At 73.7% G+C, this 20,852-nt stretch carries 14 protein-coding genes and 1 pseudogene; 13 read left to right on the top strand and 2 right to left on the bottom strand.

What is annotated here, in order from left to right; all coding sequences use genetic code 11:
- The first annotated feature begins 218 nt into the window (after positions 1-218).
- The 3 genes from ACP4IX_RS05525 (at position 219) to ACP4IX_RS05515 (ending at position 3,808) form a co-directional block, all read left to right on the top strand.
- Positions 219-875, top strand: coding sequence for a TetR/AcrR family transcriptional regulator (locus tag ACP4IX_RS05525; protein WP_426523673.1), 657 nt, complete (start codon positions 219-221; stop codon positions 873-875).
- A 548-nt stretch (positions 876-1,423) separates the two neighbouring features.
- On the top strand, positions 1,424-3,034 hold the full coding sequence (locus tag ACP4IX_RS05520; protein WP_426554885.1) for an MFS transporter: 1,611 nt from the start codon (positions 1,424-1,426) through the stop codon (positions 3,032-3,034).
- Between the two features lie 306 nt (positions 3,035-3,340).
- Positions 3,341-3,808 carry a DUF7144 family membrane protein gene (locus ACP4IX_RS05515; RefSeq protein WP_426523671.1) on the top strand — a complete coding sequence of 156 codons (468 nt, stop codon included), beginning with the start codon at positions 3,341-3,343 and terminating at the stop codon, positions 3,806-3,808.
- Between the two features lie 21 nt (positions 3,809-3,829).
- On the opposite strand, the gene ACP4IX_RS05510 is transcribed toward ACP4IX_RS05515, so the two are convergent.
- Both ACP4IX_RS05510 and ACP4IX_RS05505 read right to left on the bottom strand, forming a co-directional pair.
- Positions 3,830-4,270, bottom strand: coding sequence for a hypothetical protein (locus ACP4IX_RS05510; protein ID WP_426554884.1), 441 nt, complete (start codon positions 4,268-4,270; stop codon positions 3,830-3,832).
- 155 nt (positions 4,271-4,425) lie between these two features.
- Positions 4,426-4,854, bottom strand: a pseudogene (locus ACP4IX_RS05505) (FAD-binding oxidoreductase); the annotation flags it as partial.
- A 317-nt stretch (positions 4,855-5,171) separates the two neighbouring features.
- Here ACP4IX_RS05505 and ACP4IX_RS05500 point away from each other — a divergent pair.
- The 10 genes from ACP4IX_RS05500 (at position 5,172) to fxsT (ending at position 20,838) form a co-directional block, all read left to right on the top strand.
- Positions 5,172-5,564 (top strand): cell division protein SepF, encoded by a 393-nt coding sequence (locus ACP4IX_RS05500; protein ID WP_426523670.1) that lies wholly within the window; start codon positions 5,172-5,174, stop codon positions 5,562-5,564.
- Positions 5,565-5,828: 264 nt separating this feature from the next.
- On the top strand, positions 5,829-7,058 hold the full coding sequence (locus ACP4IX_RS05495) for an ATP-binding protein (RefSeq protein WP_426523669.1): 1,230 nt from the start codon (positions 5,829-5,831) through the stop codon (positions 7,056-7,058).
- Positions 7,055-7,456, top strand: coding sequence for a nucleotide pyrophosphohydrolase (locus ACP4IX_RS05490; RefSeq protein WP_426523668.1), 402 nt, complete (start codon positions 7,055-7,057; stop codon positions 7,454-7,456). Before ACP4IX_RS05495 ends, ACP4IX_RS05490 begins: the two co-directional genes overlap by 4 nt.
- Positions 7,457-7,582: 126 nt before the next feature.
- On the top strand, positions 7,583-8,053 hold the full coding sequence (locus tag ACP4IX_RS05485; RefSeq protein ID WP_426554883.1) for a DUF6099 family protein: 471 nt from the start codon (positions 7,583-7,585) through the stop codon (positions 8,051-8,053).
- 115 nt (positions 8,054-8,168) lie between these two features.
- Positions 8,169-9,092 carry an LLM class F420-dependent oxidoreductase gene (locus tag ACP4IX_RS05480; RefSeq protein ID WP_426523666.1) on the top strand — a complete coding sequence of 308 codons (924 nt, stop codon included), beginning with the start codon at positions 8,169-8,171 and terminating at the stop codon, positions 9,090-9,092.
- A gap of 177 nt (positions 9,093-9,269) precedes the next feature.
- On the top strand, positions 9,270-10,748 hold the full coding sequence (locus tag ACP4IX_RS05475; protein ID WP_426554882.1) for a 3' terminal RNA ribose 2'-O-methyltransferase Hen1: 1,479 nt from the start codon (positions 9,270-9,272) through the stop codon (positions 10,746-10,748).
- Positions 10,745-13,384, top strand: coding sequence for a polynucleotide kinase-phosphatase (locus ACP4IX_RS05470; protein ID WP_426554881.1), 2,640 nt, complete (start codon positions 10,745-10,747; stop codon positions 13,382-13,384). The genes ACP4IX_RS05475 and ACP4IX_RS05470 overlap by 4 nt, the downstream gene beginning before the upstream one ends.
- Positions 13,385-13,530: 146 nt before the next feature.
- Positions 13,531-15,084 carry an effector-associated domain 2-containing protein gene (locus tag ACP4IX_RS05465; protein WP_426554880.1) on the top strand — a complete coding sequence of 518 codons (1,554 nt, stop codon included), beginning with the start codon at positions 13,531-13,533 and terminating at the stop codon, positions 15,082-15,084.
- Positions 15,081-16,208 (top strand): MoxR family ATPase, encoded by a 1,128-nt coding sequence (locus ACP4IX_RS05460; protein ID WP_426554879.1) that lies wholly within the window; start codon positions 15,081-15,083, stop codon positions 16,206-16,208. The genes ACP4IX_RS05465 and ACP4IX_RS05460 overlap by 4 nt, the downstream gene beginning before the upstream one ends.
- Before the next feature lies 1 nt (position 16,209).
- Positions 16,210-20,838 (top strand): FxSxx-COOH system tetratricopeptide repeat protein, encoded by a 4,629-nt coding sequence (fxsT, locus tag ACP4IX_RS05455; RefSeq protein ID WP_426554878.1) that lies wholly within the window; start codon positions 16,210-16,212, stop codon positions 20,836-20,838.
- Positions 20,839-20,852 lie beyond the last annotated feature (14 nt).

Below are 20,852 nucleotides of genomic sequence, written 5' to 3'. Positions count from 1 at the left end.
GCCGACGGGAGCCGCCGACGAGGGGATGTCGACGAGAGCCGTCTGCGGGAGAGGCCGATCGAGCGGTCGCAGGCCGGGCGGCCGCCGTCCGGGCAGCCGCCGGCCACGTGCGTGTCCGGTCGGCGCGGGGGAGGGCACGCCACCGGCCGGGCCGGGGCCGGACCCCCGTGCCAGAATGGACGCCCCCGCAGCCCCGCTCTCCCGCCCAGAGGTCCCCCGTGCCCAAGCCCGTCGCCCGTGAGCCGCAGCGACGCAACGCGCGGTCCAACCGGGCGCGCATCCTGGCCACGGCCCGCCGGGAGCTGGGGCGGAACCCGGACACCACCCTCGAGGAACTGGCCCGGGCCGCCGGTGTCGTACGGCGTACCCTCTTCGGTCACTTCCCGGGGCGCTCGGCGCTGCTGGAGGCTCTCGCCGAAGAGGCGTCCGAGGTGCTGCGCGGTGCGATGGCCGCCGGGGCGGAACGGACCGGGCCGGGCGAACCGGCCGAGCGCGCACTCGCCCACTTCCAGTTGCTGATGTGGCCCGTGGGCGACCGCTACCGGATGCTCCTGGCGCTGGCCCGGCACGACTTGGGCCTGGACCGCGTGGCCGAGATCCTGGCCCCGGCCCGCGCCGAGGTCACCGCCATCCTGGAGCGGGGGCAGCGGGACGGTGTCTTCCCCGGTCACCTGCCTCCGGCCGTGTTGAGCGCCGGGCTGGAGGCGATGATGGTCGCGCTGCTGGAGCAGGTCAACACCGGGGCGCTGGAGGACGACGGCACCCGGGCCGCCGCCGCCTCGCTCATCGCGGCCGGTGTGCCGGAGGAGCGGGCCCGCGCCGTGGTCGAGGACGTTGCCCCGACGGTCACCGCGGAAGTCGTCCCGGGAGAGTGAGCCGCCGCCCGCGGCGCCGTACGGCGGGTACGCCCGCGTAGGCCCTGCCCGTCGCCGCGGAGACCGTGCGGGCTGCGGGCCGCACGGTCTCCGCGAGCCGCGCGGCCCGCGCACCTCACCTCACCGTCATCGTCACTGTCGCCGTCGCCGTCGCCGTCGCCGTCACCGCCCCCACCGCCGTCGCGTCGGCGTTCCCGCGTCCTGGTGACGACCGGCGCGGCCACGAGGGTGCCCGTGCCGCCGTCGTTCGGGTCCGGCCCGTCCGGGTCCGGCCCGTCCGGGTCCGCGGTCGCGCCGTACCGCCCGCCCCCATGGCCTCCTCGACGAGCCCCCCGCCCAGCGCGTCCAGGCCGGTGAGTGACCGCAGGGGGTGCGGCGCGTCACGCCGGCCGCCGCGGCGCCCGCGACTACTACGGAAGGGGGCCGCCGTGCCGCGGGGACGCCGAGAGACACCCAGTTGTTTGCACGTCACTGTGCAACAAACTACTCTGCACGAGCCTGCACACCGATGGGCAATTAACCCGTTCTCGTTCCCCCTGGGAGCCCCCATGCCCCTCCTGACCACCCCGCCCGTCGAGAAGACGACCGGGCCGTACGCACGGCGCTGGTGGGCGCTCCTCGTGCTGTGCCTGAGCCTGCTGATCGTCGTCATGGCCAACACGTCCCTGATCGTCGCCGCGCCGGACATGACCGCCGACCTCGGCCTGAGCAGCAGCGACCTGCAGTGGGTCATCGACGGCTACACCGTCCCGTACGCCGCGCTGATGCTGGTGCTGGGCGCGGTCGGCGACAAGTACAGCCGCCGCGGCGCCCTGATCGCCGGTCTGGTGATCTTCGCGGGCGGTTCGGTGATGGGCAGCCTGGTGGACGAGACCGGACCGGTCATCGCGGCCCGGGCGGTCATGGGCGTCGGCGCCGCCGTCGTCATGCCGGCCACGCTGTCCCTGCTGGTCGCCGTCTTCCCCAAGGAGGAGCGGGCCCGCGCGATCACGGCCTGGACCGCCACCTCCGGCCTCGCCATCGCCGTCGGCCCGCTGGTCGCCGGCCGGCTCCTGGAGGACCACGCCTGGGGCTCGACCTTCCTGGTCAACGTCCCCATCGCGGTCGTCGCCGTCGTCGGCGCGCTGCTCCTCGTACCGCCGTCCAAGGCCGCCGGCATGGGCCGGATCGACTACGTGGGCGGCCTGCTCTCCATCGTCTCCGTCGGCAGCCTGGTCTACGCGACCATCGAGGGCCCGCACTTCGGATGGGGCGCCGGCCCGGTCGCCGCGGCCGTCGTCGCGGGCGTCGGCCTGGTGGCCTTCGTGGCCTGGGAGCTGCGCCACCCGCACCCCATGCTGGACGTGCGCAGGTTCCTGCTGCGCCCCTTCAGCGGCTCGATGCTGGCCGTGCTGTTCTTCTTCTTCGGCACCTACGGCGCCATCTACTACGCCACGCAGTTCCTCCAGTTCGTCCTCGGCTACGGCGCCCTGGAGACCGGCGTACGGCTGCTGCCGCTGGCCGGGGCCGTGTTCGTCGGTGCCGCGGTGACCGGGAAGCTGACCCCGAAACTGGGCGTGCGGGCGATGGTCGGCTCCGGCATGGTGATCGGCACCGCCGGTGTCTTCCTGCTCGTCCTCATCGAGAAGGACTCCGCCTACGCCGACTTCCTGGCCCCGATGCTGCTGCTCGGCCTCGCGATCGGGCTGAGCGTGTCACCGGCAACCGACACCATCATGGGCTCCTTCCCGGAGAGCGAACTGGGCGTCGGCGGCGGCGCCAACGACACCGCCCTGGAACTCGGCGGCTCGCTGGGCATCGCCGTACTGGGCTCCCTCCTCGGTACCGCCTACCGCGACGAACTCGCCGGCCTCGTGGGGAAGCGGCTTCCGGCCACCGCACTGGACACCGCCCAGGACTCCGTGGGCGGCGGCCTCGCCGTCGCCGAGCGGCTCGCGACGGACCCCGCCGCCGGACCCCGGCAGGCCGAGGCCCTGGCCGACGCGGTGAACCAGTCCTTCGCCCACGGCGTCGCCACGACCAGCCTCGTCGGCGGGATCATCATGGCCGCCGGCACCCTGCTCGTCCTCGCCGTCCTGCCCGGCCGCCGCGCCCGGCAGCAGTCCGGGGAGAAGCCGGCCGGGGCCCGGGAGGCGGAGTACAGCGGCTCCGCGCGGTGAGTCGGCCGGGCCACCGCCGCTCGGTCCGGCCGGTCACCGGCCCTCCGACGTCCGCCTGCGCAGCGCGCGTTCCACGTACCGCGCGTTCGCAGGTGCGCTCCAGTGAACGTGAGGCGGGGGCGGGTCGCCCGCACGCGTTCTTGTTCCGGGGCCGGGCAGTGCGGCGCGGTCAGACCTCCTTCACCCGTTCGGCGGACCCGCATGGCCCCGCGGGGCGGCTGACCCCAGGCTCGGAGTGACCTGTCGGTGCCCCCGGGCGCCGACGGGCCGAGGCCCGTACGGGGACACGAAGAAAGGACTCCGCCCATGAGCCAGCACGCCGCACCTTCTCCCGGCAGGCCGTCCCACGGCACCGACGGTCCGCTGCCCCCGCGGCCGGCTGACCGCACCAGCGGCTGGGTCACCGGCGGCGTCGTCTTCGCGGGCGTACTGATGCTGCTGAACGGCGCCCTCGCTGTCCTCCAGGGCATCGCGGCCATCGCCGAGGACGACGTGTACGCACGCGTCGGCAGCTACGTCTACGAACTCAGCCTCACCGGCTGGGGCATCATCCACGTCATCCTGGGTGTCCTGGTCCTCGTCACCGGCTACGGCCTGCTCAAGGACATGGCCTGGGCGCGTTTCGCGGGCATCTTCCTGGCCTCGCTGAGCCTCGTCTCCCAGTTCCTGTTCCTGCCGTACGCGCCCGTCTGGGCGGTGATCATGATGGCGATCGACGTGTTCGTGATCTGGGCGCTGGCCAGCCGTCAGGACCAGGCGGACCGGCGGGCCTGAGCGCCACCCGCCGGCCGGCCGTCAGCGCCCTCCGCCGTCAGCGCCCCCCGCCAGCCGGCGTGCTCCAGCACCCGTACCGCCGCTCGTCCGATGTGCGGGTGGAAATGGTTGGTGAAGGTGTCCGGCCACAGCAGCACGGTCCCCGTCGAGCATCTCGAACAGCAGTCGCGCCCGGCCCCGGGTGGAGTGCTCCTCCTCCCGCGTCACCTGGTACGACGGACACATCACCGTGCCGTCACTGGTGTGCTGCCGGCACTTGCCGGCACCGACGCACCGGTTGGCCGCCCGGGAGAACGACCCACCGTCGTGCGGAAAGCGGAAGTGCAGGTCGCGGGGCTCGTACGGGGCCCAGTCACCGCCCAGGCGCAGGTTCTCGTCCAGCCCGTACGGCGCGACGACCTTCCCCGGGTTCATCCGGTCCAGCGGGTCGAAGACCGCCTTCAGCCGCCCGAACGCCTCCACCAGCTCCCGGCCGAACGGCGGGTCGCTGTCCGGCGAGCACGGCGACGGGCAGAGCCGGGGCGAGCTGCTGCCGCGCATGGACGAGGTCGGCGGCCCGTTCCATGAACCTCCGGTACGTCGCCGCACGAGTTGTTGCCGATCACGCCGCCGAGGGTGTAGTTGGCGTGGGTGGCGGGCTCGGGCCCGTAGCGCAGGCCGTGCGGCGCGAGCCGCCGGTTGAGGTCGTCCAGCACGATCCCGGGCTGCACGACACAGGTGCGGGCGCCGGCGTCCACCGACTCCACGCGCGTGCAGTACTTCGACCAGTCGAGGACCACGCCGGCGTGGGTGCACTGCCCGGCCAGACTGGTACCCCCGCCCCGGGACAGCACCGGCGCACCGAACTCCCGCGCCACGGCCACCGCCTCGGCACCGGCCTCGGGGGTGCGCGGGACGACCACACCGATGGGCGTCTGCCGGAAGTTCGAGGCGTCCGTGGAGTACGCCGCCCGGCTCCCGGCGTCGAAGCGGACCTCACCGTCGACCCGCTCGCGCAGAGCGGTCTGGAACGCGGCGGTGTCGACCGGCGGCGCCCCTTCGCGCATGACGGGCTCGGGCAGGTCCAGCGCACCCATGGCTCTCCTTCGGGGGTCGGCGCGTACGAACTGCGCCCGCGCGTGCGGGACAATGGCGTCCGCGTTCGCGGAGCAGCGCTCTCTGCGTGTGCGGAGCAACGGCCCCTGCGCGTACGGGAGAACGGCCCCCGCGCGCGGAGCGGCCGTCCCTGGGTGCCCCCCGGCCGCCACAGGGCAATCACCGGATACGGAGCGTCGCGAACCGTGTCGCTGTTGGGCCGAACGGGTGACTTGGCGTAAGAATTGGCTGGTGCAGGCAATGAAGGCGAGTGAAATCGGGGGAGCCGGTGAACAGTCACGACGTCACCGATGAGCAGTGGGAAGGGCTCGCCCAGGTCGTTCCGTTGCGCGGGCGCGACGCATGGCCGTCCGCGGTCGGCCACCGGGCGATGCCGGAGGCGGAGACGGAGACACGCCGCCGTTTCGTCGTCCTCAGGGTCAACGTGTTCGCGGACGCCCGCGAGGTCGCGGAGACCCTGATGACGGGCATTCCGGTCCTCCTGGACCTGACCAGCGCCGAGACCGACGTCGCCAAACGGGTCCTGGACTTCAGCACGGGCGTCGTGTTCGGCCTGGCCAGCGGCATGCACCGCGTCGACCGCAACGTCTTCCTGCTCACACCCGCGGGGACCGAGGTGAACGGGCTGATGGAGGGCGCGGCGGAGGTTCCCGGAATTTGACGGGGCGCGTCGGCTTCCGGGGTGTGAGCGGGGTGTGAGGGCTTCCGGGGTGTGAGCGGGGGGTGCCGGCTTCCGAGGTGTGAACGGGGCCGTCGGCTCCCGGCGTGTGAACGGGGCCTGCCGGCCCCCGGGGGTGTGACGGGACCGGCCGGCCATGACGGTCCCGTCCCCCGATCGTAGGAACGCGGGACGGGTAAAACGGTTCGGCGTGCGGTGGAGTCCTACGGTCCGCACATGGCAGCGTCACTTGCGTCACCTGCGTCAATGTCCCCCGCGGCAGCGGTGCCCGCCGTGTCCCGTTCGGACCGGCCCCACGTCACGGAGCTGCGGCTGTCCGCCTTCGCCGGGCACCGGGGCGCCGTGCTGCGGCTCGGGCCGCTCACCGTGCTCGCCGGGCCCAGCGGCTGCGGGAAGACCAGCGCGCTCGCGGCGTACGAGGCCCTGGCCCGGCTCGGGGGCGGCGCCGAGCTCGGCGCGGTCTTCCCCGATCCGGTCGCCTGCGTGCCCGAGCGGGCCCGGCCCGACCCCCAGCACCGCCGCGGCTTCCGCATCGGCTGCACCGTCGACGGAGCCGCGGGCCCGGTACGCCTCGACGTCGCCGTGCAGGCCGAGCCCGAGCTGCGCATCGTGGGGGAGCGGCTGACTGCGGACGGCGTCGTGCTGCTGCAGACCGCCCTGCGCGACCCCGGCCGCCGTGCCGTGCAGGCGGCCTGGCACACGGCCGGGTCGGTGCCCGTGACCCGCGCCCCGCTGCCGGACGACCGGCTCGGCACCCCGCTGCTGCCGCTGCGGGTGGCCGGCAAGACGGAAGGGCAGCGCAGGGTGCTGGCCGCGGCCGAGCAGACGGTGGTCGCCCTGCGCTCCGTCTTCGCCTGCGATCCGCGGCCCGGCCGGATGCGGGAGCCCGTACCCGTCGGCTCCGGGCGCCTGCTCGGCGGGTGCGACAACCTCGCCGACGTGCTGTGGCGCACCCGCACCGAGTGCGGGAGGCGGCACGCGCAGTTCGTCGGGGCGGTACGCGCGGGATGCGCGGGGCCCGTCGACGACGTCCTGGCCGAGCCGGCCGCCGGCGGTGTGGTCCGTGCGCTGCTGGACCGGGGCGACGGCGTCCGTACCGACCTCGCCCGGCTCGGCTACGGCGAGCTGCGCTACCTCGCCCTCGCGCTGGTGCTGTTCACCGGCCCCGGTGTGCTGGAGGTCGACCCGGCCGGAGAGGTGCCCGCCGCGTTGCAGACACTCACCGTTCTCGCCGACGGTTTCGACCGCGGCCTGGACGTGCGGCAGCGCGCGGAACTGCTCCGGCTGGCGGCCCGGATGTGCGACCGCGGGCACATCCGCCTCGTCGCGGCGGTCGCCGACGCTTCGTGGGTGGCCGGGGCGGCGGGTGCGGTCGGAGAAGCGGATGTCGCCGGAGGAGCGGGTGCCGGCGGGGAAGCGGGTGCCGCCGGGGAAGCCGGTGCCGACGGAGTCACCGTGGTACACCTGGTCCAGTGACCGATCCTCCCGACCTCGCGGCGTTGCAGCGCAGGCTCGCCGAGTTCGCCGCCGCGCGGAACTGGCAGCCGTACCACACCCCCAAGAACCTCGTGGCCGCCCTCAGCGTGGAGGCCTCCGAACTCCTGGAGATCTTCCAGTGGTTGACGCCCGAGCAGTCGGCCCGCGTCATGGCCGACCCGGACACCGCGCACCGGGTCCGGGACGAGGTCGCCGACGTACTGGCGTACCTGCTCCAGTTCTGCGAGGTGCTCGGCGTCGACCCGCTGGCCGCGCTGGAGGCGAAGATCGAGCGGAACGCGCTCAGGTTCCCCGCGCCCGGAGGGCCGGCGGACCGAGCACGGAGGAGCGCCGAACTCCGTTATCACGCTCCGGAGTCGGAAACGGGCCCGAGTTGAATATAGTGTCCGAAGATTTCCGTCTTCCTCTGGCTTTTCGTCCCACATGCCTTCACTCTGGGTAGTGAACAACGGAGTTCGGGCGGACGCGCCGCGAGCGCGTCGGAGACAGACGGGGGCAGCGGCATGGACGCTGTGCGGCTCATCGTGGCGAGTGGGCGGGCCCTGGCCGCCGGTGGCGAGGTGCCGGAAATCCTGACCGAGGTGTGGCAGGTGCAGGCCCTGGCGCAGGCGATCGGAAGCCGGCTGGCGGTCTCCGGACCACCGGAACTGCGCGACGAGGCACGGGGACTGACCGATCTCGCGGGTCGCGGCTGCGGAGTGCTGCGCACCCCGGAGCTGGCCCCGGGGGAGCTGCGTGCCGCCCAGCTCACCGAACTGGGCGATGCCCGCCAGGCGCTGATGCGCCTCGGCACCCTGCTCGGCGAGACCGGTATCGCGCTCGTCGGCGTCGCCAGTGCCGCGGACGACGAGGCCACGTACTGGCAGTGCATGGAGGCCATCGACGCGGCGGACGAGTCGCGGGACCGCGTCCTGGAGATGCTGCGCAGACTGACGGACCGGGACGCGGAGTTACCGCAGCGGGAAGCGGGCTAGCCACGACACCGCGACCGGCCGGCCGCACCCCCGCTCAGCCGCGCAGCGGCCAGGAACGCGCCGGGCCACCGGGAGCCTGTGCGCCGCACGCGCACCGAGCAGGCAGGATGGAGACATGGATCTCCGTATCTTCACCGAGCCCCAGCAGGGGGCCACCTACGACACCTTGCTCACCGTGGCCAAGGCCACCGAGGACCTCGGCTTCGACGCCTTCTTCCGCAGCGACCACTATCTCCGCATGGGCTCCGTGGACGGCCTTCCCGGCCCCACCGACGCCTGGATCACCCTGGCCGGCCTCGCCCGCGAGACCAAGCGCATCCGGCTCGGCACCCTCATGACCGCCGGCACCTTCCGGCTGCCCGGCGTCCTCGCCATCCAGGTCGCCCAGGTCGACCAGATGTCGGGCGGCCGGGTCGAGCTGGGCCTGGGCGCCGGCTGGTTCGAGGAGGAGCACAAGGCGTACGGCATCCCCTTCCCGAAGGAGAAGTTCGCCCGCCTGGAAGAGCAGCTGGCGATCGTCACCGGTCTGTGGGCCACGGAGACCGGCAAGACCTTCGACTTCCACGGCGAGTTCTACGACCTCACCGAGTCGCCCGCGCTGCCCAAGCCCGCGCAGCCGAAGGTCCCGGTGCTCATCGGCGGCCACGGCGCCACCCGCACCCCGCGGCTGGCCGCCCAGTACGCCGACGAGTTCAACATCCCGTTCGCCTCGATCGAGGACACCGAGCGCCAGTTCGGCCGGGTGCGGGCCGCCGCCGAGGAGGCCGGCCGCGGGGCCGACGCGCTGACCTACTCCAACGCCCTCGTCGTCTGCGTCGGCAAGGACGACGCCGAGGTCGCCCGCCGGGCCGCCGTGATCGGCCGTGAGGTGGACGAGCTGAAGGCCAACGGCCTGGCGGGCTCCCCGGCCGAGGTCGTCGAGAAGATCGGCCGCTATGCCGAGATCGGCGCGCAGCGGATCTACCTCCAGATCCTCGACCTCGACGACCTGGACCACCTGGAGCTGATCTCCTCGCAGGTCCAGTCCCAGCTGACCTGAGGCCGGCCGTCCGGCAACGGAAGGCGCCGGTCACCCGTCCGATAACCGAAGGCGTCGGTCACCCGTCCCGTGCGATGGTATGACCGTCGTCCTGCCGGAGCCCCCAGGATCAACACCCTGGGGGCTCCCGCGCGTACGGCACCTCGTCAGCGTCCACCGGCCGGAGAGGCCCTCAGCATGTTCCTGACCATCACCACCACCGGTACCCCCGAGCACCCCGCGACCGATCTCGGCTTCCTGCTGCACAAGCATCCGGACAAGGCGCAGGCGTTCTCCACCTCCTTCGGCACGGCCCACGTGCTCTACCCGGAGGCGGAGGAACAGCGCTGCACGGCGGCGCTGCTGCTGGAGGTCGACGCGGTGGCGCTGGTCCGGCGCGGCCGGGGCAAGGGCCGTGGCGGCGCGCCCGACGCCGCACTCGCGCAGTACGTCAACGACCGCCCGTACGCGGCCTCCTCACTCGTCGCCGTCGCGCTGAGCAACGTCTTCTCCAGCGCGATGCGCGGCGTGTGCAAGGCCCGGCCGGAGCGCGCGGCCGAGCCGCTGCCGCTGCGCGTCGAGGTACCGGCACTGCCCGCCCGCGGCGGTCCCGGCCTCGTGCGGAGCCTCTTCGAGCCGCTCGGCTGGACGGTCACCGTCGAGGCCGTCCCGCTGGACACCGAGTTTCCCGAGTGGGGCGACTCGCGCTACGTCCGCCTCGTCCTGGAGTCCGCGGCCCTCACCCTCGCCGAGGCCCTGCGGCACCTGTACGTCCTGCTCCCGGTGCTCGACGACGCCAAGCACTACTGGGTCTCCCCGGACGAGGTCGACAAGCTGCTGCGGGCCGGCGAGGGCTGGCTGCCCGGCCACCCGGAGCACCAGCTGATCACCAGCCGCTACCTGTCCCGCCGCTGGTCCCTGACCCGTGAGGCGATGGACCGGCTGGAGCTGATCCGGCTGGCGGAGACCGACGACAGCGACGTCGAGGACATCGACAACGCGGTCGCGCAGGAGACGGCGCCCGAGGCCGAGGAGAAGCCCACGCCGCTGGCCGTGCACCGCCGCGAGGCGATCCTCACCGCCCTCCGGGACCACGCCGCCGCCCGCGTCCTCGACCTCGGCTGCGGCGAGGGGCAGCTGGTGCGGGAGCTGCTCAAGGAGCCGCGGTTCACCGAGATCGTCGGCGTGGACGTGTCGGTGCGCGCCCTCACCATCGCCTCGCGGCGGCTCAAGCTGGACCGCATGGGCGAGCGGCAGGCCGCGCGCGTCACCCTCTTCCAGGGCTCCCTCGCCTACACCGACAAGCGCCTGGGGGGCTACGACGCCGCCGTCCTCAGCGAGGTGATCGAGCACCTGGACCTGCCCAGGCTGCCCGCCCTGGAGTACGCCGTGTTCGGATCGGCCCGCCCGCGCACCGTCGTCGTCACCACGCCGAACGTCGAGTACAACGTGCGCTGGGAGACCCTCCCGGCCGGCCACGTCCGCCACCGCGACCACCGCTTCGAGTGGACCCGCGAGGAGTTCCGCACCTGGGCGGAGACGGTGGCCGAACGGCACGGCTACACCCCGGAGTTCCGCCCCGTCGGTCCCGAAGACCCCGAGGTGGGCCCGCCCACCCAGATGGCCGTGTTCACCCGGACCGCGAACGAGAACCAGAAGGAGGCGAAGGCCGCATGACCACCACAGGTAACACCGGCACCACCGACACGACCGGCACCACGGGTACCACCAACACCACCGGTACCACCGTGCAGGCCCGCGCCCTGCCGGTCACCGACCTCTCCCTCGTCGTACTGATCGGCGCCTCCGGCTCCGGCAAGTCCACCTTCGCCCGGCGCACCTTCACGCCCACCGAGGTCATCTCCTCCGACTTCTGCCGGGGCCTGGTCGCCGACGACGAGAACGACCAGAGCGCCAGCCGGGACGCCTTCGACGTCCTCCACTACATCGCCGGCAAGCGCCTCGCCGCCGGCCGCCGCACCGTCGTCGACGCGACCAACGTGCAGCAGGACGCCCGGCGCCAGCTGATCGAGCTGGCCAGGAAGTACGACGTCCTGCCGGTCGCCATCGTCCTCGACATCCCCGAAGAGGTGTGCGCCGAGCGGAACGCCACCCGCACCGACCGGGCCGACATGCCCCGCCGGGTCATCCAGCGCCACATCCGCGAACTCCGCCGCTCCCTGCGCCACCTGGAGCGCGAGGGCTTCCGCAAGGTGCACGTCCTGCGCGGCGTGGCGGAGACCGAGCAGGCCACCGTCGTCACCGAGAAGCGCTTCAACGACCTCACCCACCTCACCGGCCCCTTCGACATCGTCGGCGACATCCACGGCTGTGCAGCCGAGCTGGAGTCGCTGCTCGGCAAGCTCGGCTACACCGACGGCGTCCACCCCGACGGCCGCACCGCCGTCTTCGTCGGCGACCTGGTCGACCGCGGCCCGGACAGCCCCGGCGTCCTGCGCCGCGTGATGTCGATGGTGAAGTCGGGCAACGCCCTCTGCGTCCCCGGCAACCACGAGAACAAGTACGGCCGCCACCTGAAGGGCCGGAAGGTCCAGCACACCCACGGACTCGCCGAGACGATCGAGCAGATGGACGGCGAGAGCGACGAGTTCCGCGCCGAGGTGCGGGAGTTCATCGACGGCCTGGTCAGCCACTACGTACTCGACGGCGGCCGGCTCGTGGTCTGCCACGCCGGTCTCCCGGAGAAGTACCACGGACGCACCTCCGGCCGGGTCCGCAGCCACGCCCTGTACGGCGACACCACCGGCGAGACCGACGAGTTCGGGCTGCCGGTGCGCTACCCGTGGGCCGAGGACTACCGGGGCCGCGCGGCCGTCGTCTACGGCCACACCCCGGTCCCCGAGGCCACCTGGCTCAACAACACCATCTGCCTGGACACCGGAGCCGTCTTCGGCGGCAAGCTCACCGCGCTGCGCTGGCCGGAGCGCGAACTGGTCGACGTACCGGCGGAGCGGGTCTGGTACGAGCCGGCCAGGCCGCTGCGCACCGAGGCGCCCGGCGGACACGACGGCCGCCCGCTGGACCTGGCCGACGTGCAGGGCCGCCGGGTGGTGGAGACCCGGTACGCCGGCCGGATCACCGTGCGGGAGGAGAACGGGGCGGCGGCCCTGGAGGTCATGAGCCGCTTCGCCACCGACCCGCGCCTGCTGCCGTACCTGCCGCCGACCATGGCACCGACCGCCACCTCGGGGGTGGACGGCTACCTGGAGCACCCGAAGGAGGCGTTCGCCCAGTACGCGGCCGACGGTGTGGCGCGGGTCGTGTGCGAGGAGAAGCACATGGGCTCGCGGGCGGTGGTCCTGGTCTGCCGCGACGCGGAGGCGGCCCGGGCGCGTTTCGGGGTAGGGGGCGCCTCCCTCCCGAGCGGGCCCGGGAGCGGGGGAGGGCCCACGGGCTCCCTCTACACCCGTACCGGCCGCCCGTTCCTCGACGACGCGGCCGTCACCGAGGAGATCCTCGGCCGGCTGCGCTCGGCGATCACCGAGGCCGGCCTGTGGGACGAGCTGTCCACCGACTGGCTGCTGCTGGACACCGAGCTGATGCCGTGGTCGCTGAAGGCCTCCGGACTGCTGCGCTCCCAGTACGCCGCCGTGGGCGCCGCCTCCGGTGCGGTGTTCCCGGACGCGCTGGCCGCGCTGGAGAAGGCCACCGCGCGCGGCGTCGGGGTCGGGGACCTCCTCGACCGCCAGCGTGCCCGGTCCGCCGACGCCGCCGCGTTCACGGCCGCCTACCGCCGCTACTGCTGGACCACCGACGGCCTGGACGGCGTCCGCCTGGCCCCGTTCCAGATCCTGGCCGCCCAGGGCCGCAGCCTGGCCGCACTGCCGCACGACGAGCAGCTCGGCCTCATCGACCGGCTCGTCGAGCACGACGGCAGTGGCCTGCTCCTGACCACCCGGCGGCTGTACGTCGAAACCGGCGACCCCGAGTCGGTGTCGGCGGGAGTCGACTGGTGGCTGGAGATGACCGGCCGCGGTGGCGAGGGCATGGTGGTCAAGCCGGTCGGCGCCGTCGTCCGCGACGCGAAGGACCGCCTGGTGCAGCCCGGCATCAAGTGCCGCGGCCGCGAGTACCTGCGGATCATCTACGGCCCCGAGTACACGCGCCCCGACAACCTCGCCCGGCTGCGGCAGCGGTTCCTGAACCACAAGCGGTCCCTGGCGATCCGCGAGTACGCGCTCGGTCTGGAGGCCCTGGACCGCCTCGCGGACGGCGAGCCGCTGTGGCGGGTGCACGAGGCGGTGTTCGGCGTGCTGGCGCTGGAGTCGGAGCCGGTGGACCCGCGGCTCTAGCGAACGTGTCCGGCCGAGCCGCCCTCGAAGGGGCGGCTCGGCCGGATCGGTGTCCCTCCACCCCACTGGTCTCTGGTAACCCGTCAGTTGCCGTGCTAACTTCGCAGGTCGGTCAGGCAGACGTACCGGCTCATGGGGGACAGTCGGTGGAGACAGGCGCGGGATTCGGGGCAGCCGAGGGCGACTCCGGGCATGCGCGCGGGGCGGCACTGCTGCTGGAGCTGACCGAGGCCCTGTGCGGACTCGGCTGTACGGAGGATCCGCAGGGGCGGAGCCAGTTCGCCACGGTGCTCGGGGACCACCTGGGTCTGACGCGCCCCGTCGACCTGCGCGGCGTCAAGCAGCGCGAGGACGTGGTCACCCTGGTCCGCACCGCCCTGAAAGTGGAGGGCGGGGAACACGTGCTCGTCACGGTGGTGCGCATCCTCGAAGGGACGCCGGCCGGTGACGCACTGGACCGGCTGATCACCCCCGACCCGCCCGCCCCGCCCCAGGTGCCGCCGGGCCCGCTGGGCCGCGACGACGAGGCCCGGGCGCGCGCCGTCCTCGCCGGGGGCGAACTCCCCGCCGGCCGGCTGCGCGACGACCTCGCCGAGGAACTCAACGGCCTCGACCTGCCCACCGGACTCTTACCCGACCAGCTGTTCCTCCACGTCCTCGCGTGGAACGCCCAGCCGGACGGCCTGCCGCCCGCCGTGCTCCTCCTCGACCGGGCGGGCCCGCTCGCCGCCACGCGCGGCCACCGCGCGGCGCTCTGCGGCTGGGTCGACGACTGGGCCCGGCGGGCCGGCCTCACCCAGGAGCTGATCCGGCGCCGGGAGACCCGCGCCCGGACGGTGCGCGACCCCGACATCCCCCGCTGCCTCGTCGTCGCCGTCGAGCCCGCCCGGGACGGCTCCGGCGAGGTCGTCGTACGTCCCTGGCTCAACACCGTGCCGGGCCACTGGGACCCGCAGCCCGGCGCGCCGGCCGTGACCACCCTGGACGCGCTCGGCCCGGCCGTCGACGACGCGCTGCGGCAGGGCGGCCGGCTCTGGGCCGGGCCGGGGGAGCCGCCCGCCGGTGGACACCGGCAGCCGTCGGCGTACGTGGAGTTCGTCCTTCCGTACGAACTCCTCAACCACGATGTGGCGAGTTTGACGTACCGGATCGGTGACGGGCGGCCGTTGCCGCTCGGGCTGAAGTACGGGGTGCACCTGCGCAGTCTGGACCGGATGCGCACCGACGACGCACTGGTGCGACACCAGTGGCAGGAGCGCTGGCACGCGCTGAGGCAGCACGGGGTCAGCGTGCACGGCTGGAGCGAGCCGGACGCGCAGCGGATCGACGCATGGCAGGCGACACTCGCGGGGGACACCAGGCACACGGCCGTGGTGATGGACGCCCCGGCCCGGATCTCCGCCATGGAGGCCCTCAAGGCCGCCATAGCGGAAGGTGTCGGGCTGGCGGTGTGGGACCGCAGAGGAGCCTTCCCCGAGGAGCGACGTGAGGTGGTGACGGCCGTCTTCGCAGCCGTACCGACGCCCGGGCAGATCCCGCTCGCCATCCACCGCCTGCGGCAGAACGCCGAACTGAACCGGCAGGGTCCCGGTCGGCTCCTCGGCCGTCACATCGGCTTCTTCTGGGACGACCCCACCCGCATTGTCGACATGCATACCATTGATCCCGGCGAACTCGCCGACGAGGAGGCACCGGCATGAACGCGCAGGAGCAGACGTCCCCGAACGGCTGGCGCGTGTTCCACGGCACCGGCCGGCCGCCGGTCGTCCCGCCCCCGCTGCCGCAGGCGCCGCCCTGGCGACGGTTCCTCGGCGCGCCGTCCCAGCCCGCACCGCCGGACGAGCCGGAAGCAGCGGTACGCCGGCTGGGTCGCGGCGACGTCACCCCGCAGCTCGGCCCCGACGAGATCGACACCGTCAACGCCGCCCTGTTGCTGCGCCGGCCGCTGCTGATCACCGGGCCGCCCGGAATCGGCAAGTCCACGCTCGCCTACGTGATCTCCCGGGAGCTGGGCCTCGGCCGGGTCCTGGAGTGGAGCATCGTCAGCCGGACCACGCTGCGCGACGGGCTGTACGTCCATGACGCCATGGGCCGGGCCCAGACCATCGCGGCCTGGCAGGCCGGACTGCGCGGCACCGCGCCCCGGGTACCGGAACCGGGCGGCACCACGGCGACGGCGGACGCGGAGGGCGGGGCCGCAGAGCCGGGCGGCGACAACCCGTCGGCCGTGTCAGCACGCCGGCAACTCCCGCCTCTTCTGGGGGACTTCATCACTCTCGGCCCACTGGGCACCGCCCTGCTGCCCTACGATCGTCCCCGGGTGCTCCTCGTCGACGAACTCGACAAGAGTGACATCGACCTGCCGAACGACCTGCTGCACGTCCTGGAGAACGGAAGCTATGACGTCCCGGAACTGGTGCGCGACGCCGCGGACACCGCACGCGTCCACACCAGCGACCCCGCCGGACAGGCGCTGGTGCGGGGCGGGCGCGTCGAGTGCCGGGAGTTCCCGGTCGTGGTGATCACCAGTAACGGGGAGCGGGAGTTCCCCGCCGCCTTCCGCCGGCGCTGCCTCCCGCTGGAGATGCGCACCCCCGGCCGCGAGCAGCTGCTGGCCCTGGTGGAAGGACACCTGGGTGTCCGGCCCGAGGGCACCGAGGACCTGGTGGACGAGTTCGTGCGGCAGATCCGGTCCGGCGGCACCCACTCCCTGGACCAGCTGCTGAACGCGGTGCAGATGACCACCGCGGGTGGTTTCCAGGCGGACGGTGACGGGCGTAAGCTCGTGGAAATGCTCCTCCGCGACCTCGCGAAGGGCCGCTGAATTGACCGGCTTTCCCAGGGAGCGCGCATCCGGACCGGGCGACGGTGATCCCGTATCGGGGACGTCGCCCCCGTCGGCGTTCCCCGATTCCGTCGAAGGCGCGCGTGGGTACGGAGCGGCGCTCACCACGGCCCCGGCCCAGGACCCCGGTGCCCGCGACCAGTCGTACCCGGACGCGCCGCAGCCCGCCGGCCCGCACTGGCGGGAGGTCGCCGACGCGGTCTGGCTCGCCGCGTACTGGGACCGCCACGGCGGCCCCGGCTCCGGCCCGGGCGGCCCGGGCAGCGGCCGCCCGGATCCGGCGCAGGACCCCGCATCCCCGCGGCCCGCTCTCCCGCCCGCCACCGAGGGCGAACGGACGGCGGACCGGCCCCCCGCCGATGCCGACGCACGCGCCGCCGACCCGGCACCGGACGCACGGCCGGCCCCCTCCGCACCCGACGCCTCCGGCACCCCTGCCGCGCCCGCACCGCCGCCGGGCGACCCCGCGGACCGGTTCGCACCCACCGGCCACCCGGCCGGCGCGCACGCCGAACCAGCCCCCCGGCACCGGTTGTTACCCGACGCCGAGGGCACCTTCACACTCCACGTCGGGCAGCCGCTGCTGCCCCCCGAGGAGCGCTCCCGGCCCGGCCCCGGCCGGACCACCGCGCTGCTCGCCCGCGCCCTGCACCGACTGGCCCGGCGCATCCCCTCCCGCCACACCCTGGAACTCGACGAGGAGGCCACCGCCGAGCAGGGCGTGTCCGACGGCCTGTGGCTGCCCTTCCTGCGGCCCGCCCGGGCCACCGTCTTCGACCTCGTCCTGCTCGTCGACGACGCCCCTACCATGGGGATCTGGCAGGAGACCTGCGCCCGCCTCACCGAAGCCGCCGAGCACAGCGGCGCCTTCCGCGGCGTCCGCGGCGTCCGGGTGCACGTCCCGCGCACCGGCACCGCCACCCTGCGCCGGGCCACCGACCGCGCCACCGCCGACCCCGCCGAACTCCTCGACGGCCGGGGCGGCCGGGTCTTCCTCGTCGTCACCGACGGGCTCGCCCACGGCTGGGCGGCACCGGCCGCCGACGACCTGCTCGGCCGACTCGGCCACGCCGGCCCCACGGCCCTCGTCCACCTGCTGCCGCCGCACCTGCGCCACCGCACCTCCCTCTACCCGTACCAGGCGGTCCTGGAAGCCGGCGGCTTCGGCGCCCCCAACGACGGCCTCGGACACTGGGCGCCGCCCGGCGGCCCCGACCCGCTGCGCCCGCTGCCCGAGGCCGGTGACGGCTCCGTACCGGTGCCCGTGCTGTCCCTCAAGCCCGGCTCCCTCGGCACCTGGGCCGACCTCGTCACCGGTGAGCGGGGCGTGCGCCGGTCCCTGCCCGTCGTCCTCGCCGGTGCCCTCGCCAAGGGAGCGCCCGCCCCCGGCCTGCGCGCCCCGCGCCTGCCGCGCGCCGCCTCCGCCGCCGTGCGGCGCTTCTTCACCCTCGCCACCCCCGCCGCCCGCCGACTGGCCACCCAACTCGCGGCCATTCCCTTCGAGTTCGACCTCGTGGAGCAGATGCGCCGGCGCGCCATGCCGGAGACCGGTCCCGACCACATCGCCGAGATCCTCATGGGCGGGCTGATCGACTGGAACAGTGGCGGCGAAGGCCGGCCCGAGTTCGCCGAGGGGGTCCGCGAGGCGCTGCTCGCCACCACCACCCGCAGCCAACTCGCCCGCACCGTCAGCATGGTGGGCGAGCTGCCGGCCGCCGGACGGCGCGGCGTCGCCCTGCGCGCCGCCCTGAGCGACCCGGCCGGAGCCGCCCTGCCCGACCCCGCCGAACACGGCTGGCTGCGCAGCGAACTGGCCGTGATGCGCGCACTCTCGGGTCCCTACTCCGAACGGGCCAGGCGCATCGAACCCCGACTCTCCGGGCGCCTGCCGCCCGGTGCGGCCGAACGGGTGGGCGCCGGTTTGCCCGCGGGTACACCCACAGAGGTGAACCCTGCGGGCGGCGGGGGATCACCCGGCGGCCGAGAAGGCATGGATCCAGCGTCGAACCACCCCACCGAACCTGGAGACCACGTGCCGCCCCTGGTAACCGACGCGACCTCACCCGAAGCCCCGGAGGCTGAGCAGCTCATGCAGAGCACCACGACCGCGACGTCCGCCCTCCTGGTGAACGTCCCCCTGCGGAACACCTCGTTCGTCGGCCGGCAGGGGCTGCTGAGGGCCGTGGAGGAGCAGCTGGGGGCCCAGGACACGGCCGCAGTGCTCCCGCACGCGCTGCACGGCCTGGGCGGCGTCGGCAAGTCCCAGCTCGCCCTGGAGTACATCTACACCCACCAGCACGAGTACAAGGTGATCTGCTGGATCCCCGCCGAGCAGGAGAGCCTCATCCTGGCCGCGCTGGCCGGCCTGGCCGCCCGGCTGGGCATCACTCCGTCCGGGCAGGACCGCGGCGCCCCCACCGCGAACACCGCCGTCCCCGCGGTGCTGGAGGCCCTGCGCACCGGCGCCCCGCACGCCGACTGGCTGCTCGTCTTCGACAACGCCGAGGACATCGACGTGGTGCGCCGGTACTTCCCCGCCAACGGGCCCGGGAAGGTCATCGTCACCTCTCGCAACCGTGCCTGGGAGCGGGTGGCGACCCCGCTGCCGGTGAGCGTCTTCGAACGGTCGGAGTCCGTCGAGCTGCTCCGCAGGCGCTCGCCCGACCTGACGGCCGAGGAGGCGGACCGGCTCGCCGAGGCACTCGGTGACCTGCCGCTGGCGGTGGAGCAGGCGGGCGCCTGGCGCGCCGTCACCGGCATGCTCGTCGACGACTACCTCGACCTGCTCGCCCAGCGCAGTCCCGAGATCCTCGAACTGGACCCCAACCCCGACTACCCGGTCTCCGTCGCCGCCGCCTGGGACCTCTCCCTGGAGCGCATCCGGCAGAACAACCCCGGAGCACGGCAACTCCTCGACATCTGCGCCGGCATGGCTCCCGAACCGATCCCGCGCTCCATCCTGCGCGGCAGCCGGGGCGTCAGCATCACCCCCGAGATCGACCCCCTGCTGCGCGACTCGATCAAACTGAACCGCGCCATCCGCGATCTCAGCCAGTTCTCCCTGATCAAGGTCGACACCCGTTCCAACACCCTGCAGATGCACCGCCTGCTGCAGACCGTGCTCCTGGCCAAGCTCGGCACGCAGGAGCGGGAGCGGATGCGGGGCGCCGCACACCAGTTGCTGTCGGCGGCCAAACCGGGGCCGTACGGCTCGCCGCTGGAATGGCCCGCCTACCAGTCACTGCTGCCCCACCTCCGTGCCTCGCAGGCGGTGACCAGCACCGACACCTGGGTGCGGGACCTCGTCGCCGACAGCGTGTGGTTCCTGTACTACTGGGGCGACCACGACGGTTCCGCGGAGTTCGCCCGGCAGACCTACAGCGCCTGGCTCGCGGCCTCCGGCGAGGAGGACATCCACGTCGTCCGGATGACGAAGTGCCTCTCGTTCCTGCTGCGCCAGACCGGGCACGTGCCGGAGTCGATCCCGCTGGCGGAGAAGGCGCTGGAGACCTCCCGGGCACTCGACGTCGAGCCCGAGGAGCTGATCGACTCGCTGTGCGAGACGGCCGACGCCCGCCGCTACCAGGGCCGGATCCAGGAGGCGCGGATCCTGAGCCAGGAGGCGACCGAGCTGGCCCGGTCCCTGTTCGGCCGCGACGATCCCTCCACCCTCCGCGCGACCCACTCGTGGGGCGTCGACCTGCGGCTGTGCGGGGAGTTCCGGAAAGCGCTGCCGCTGGACCAGGAGAACGCCCGCCTGCGGGACCTGCACTTCGGACCCACCAGCTTCTACACCCTCAACACCCTCAACAGCCTGTCCATCAACACGCGAGAGTGCGGCGACTACCCGGGTGCCCGCGAGGCCCTGGAGGACGTGTACCTCCGCGCGCGCTCCGCACTCGGCGGCGAGCACCCGCTGACCCTGCGCATCGCCCGCAACCTGGCGGTCTGCCGACGCCGTGACGGAGCACTGGACGCGGGTGCCGAGCTCGCGGAGGAGGCACTGCGGCACTTCACCCGCCGCTACGGGGAGGACCACTTCGACTCACTGGCCACGGCGACCAACGTCTGCGTCGACCTGCGTCTGGCCGGAGACCTCGAGGGCTCCCAGGAACTGGCGGAGAGCACCGTACGGCGTTATGCGCAGCGGCTCGGAGACACCCACGTGTGCACCCTGCTGGCCAGAGTCACCCTGGCCGCGACGCTGCGGACGCGCGGTGCCCTGGACAGCGCGCAGGAGCAGGAGGACGACGCGGCCCGGCTGCTGGCCGACACCGTGGGAGAGCGGCACATCGTCACACTGACCACCGCGCTGGGCCAGGCCAACACGGCCTACGCCCGCCTGGACTTCGAGCGGGCCCGTGAGATCGACGAGGCCAACCTGCCCCTGCTCGCGGAGGTCGCCGGCGAGGAGCACCCGCTCACGCTGTCCTGCACGGCCAACCTCGCCCTCGACCTGCGCGGCCTGGGCCGGGGCGCGGAGGCCGACGGAATGCAGCGCAAGGCCGTCGAGGGCTTCACCCGCGTGGTCCGCGCCGACCAGCCCTGGCTGGTGGCGGCCCGCCAACGGCGGCGCATCGAGTGCGACATCGCGCCGGTACCGATGTGACCGCCCGGCCGCCC

Origin of the sequence: Streptomyces sp. WG5, from assembly GCF_049974565.1 — a bacterium.
Taxonomy (GTDB): domain Bacteria; phylum Actinomycetota; class Actinomycetes; order Streptomycetales; family Streptomycetaceae; genus Streptomyces.
Note: the sequence above shows the minus strand (reverse complement) of the source record. Positions and strands in the feature narration are given on the sequence as shown.

What these genes read in the sequence shown, in the direction of transcription:
- ACP4IX_RS05520 (WP_426554885.1), top strand. Translation starts at nt 1,424, where the DNA reads ATGCCCCTCCTGACCACCCCGCCCGTCGAGAAGACGACCGGGCCGTAC.
- ACP4IX_RS05515 (WP_426523671.1), top strand. Translation starts at nt 3,341, where the DNA reads ATGAGCCAGCACGCCGCACCTTCTCCCGGCAGGCCGTCCCACGGCACC.
- ACP4IX_RS05495 (WP_426523669.1), top strand. Translation starts at nt 5,829, where the DNA reads ATGTCCCCCGCGGCAGCGGTGCCCGCCGTGTCCCGTTCGGACCGGCCC.
- ACP4IX_RS05485 (WP_426554883.1), top strand. Translation starts at nt 7,583, where the DNA reads ATGGACGCTGTGCGGCTCATCGTGGCGAGTGGGCGGGCCCTGGCCGCC.
- ACP4IX_RS05480 (WP_426523666.1), top strand. Translation starts at nt 8,169, where the DNA reads ATGGATCTCCGTATCTTCACCGAGCCCCAGCAGGGGGCCACCTACGAC.
- ACP4IX_RS05475 (WP_426554882.1), top strand. Translation starts at nt 9,270, where the DNA reads ATGTTCCTGACCATCACCACCACCGGTACCCCCGAGCACCCCGCGACC.
- ACP4IX_RS05470 (WP_426554881.1), top strand. Translation starts at nt 10,745, where the DNA reads ATGACCACCACAGGTAACACCGGCACCACCGACACGACCGGCACCACG.
- ACP4IX_RS05460 (WP_426554879.1), top strand. Translation starts at nt 15,081, where the DNA reads ATGAACGCGCAGGAGCAGACGTCCCCGAACGGCTGGCGCGTGTTCCAC.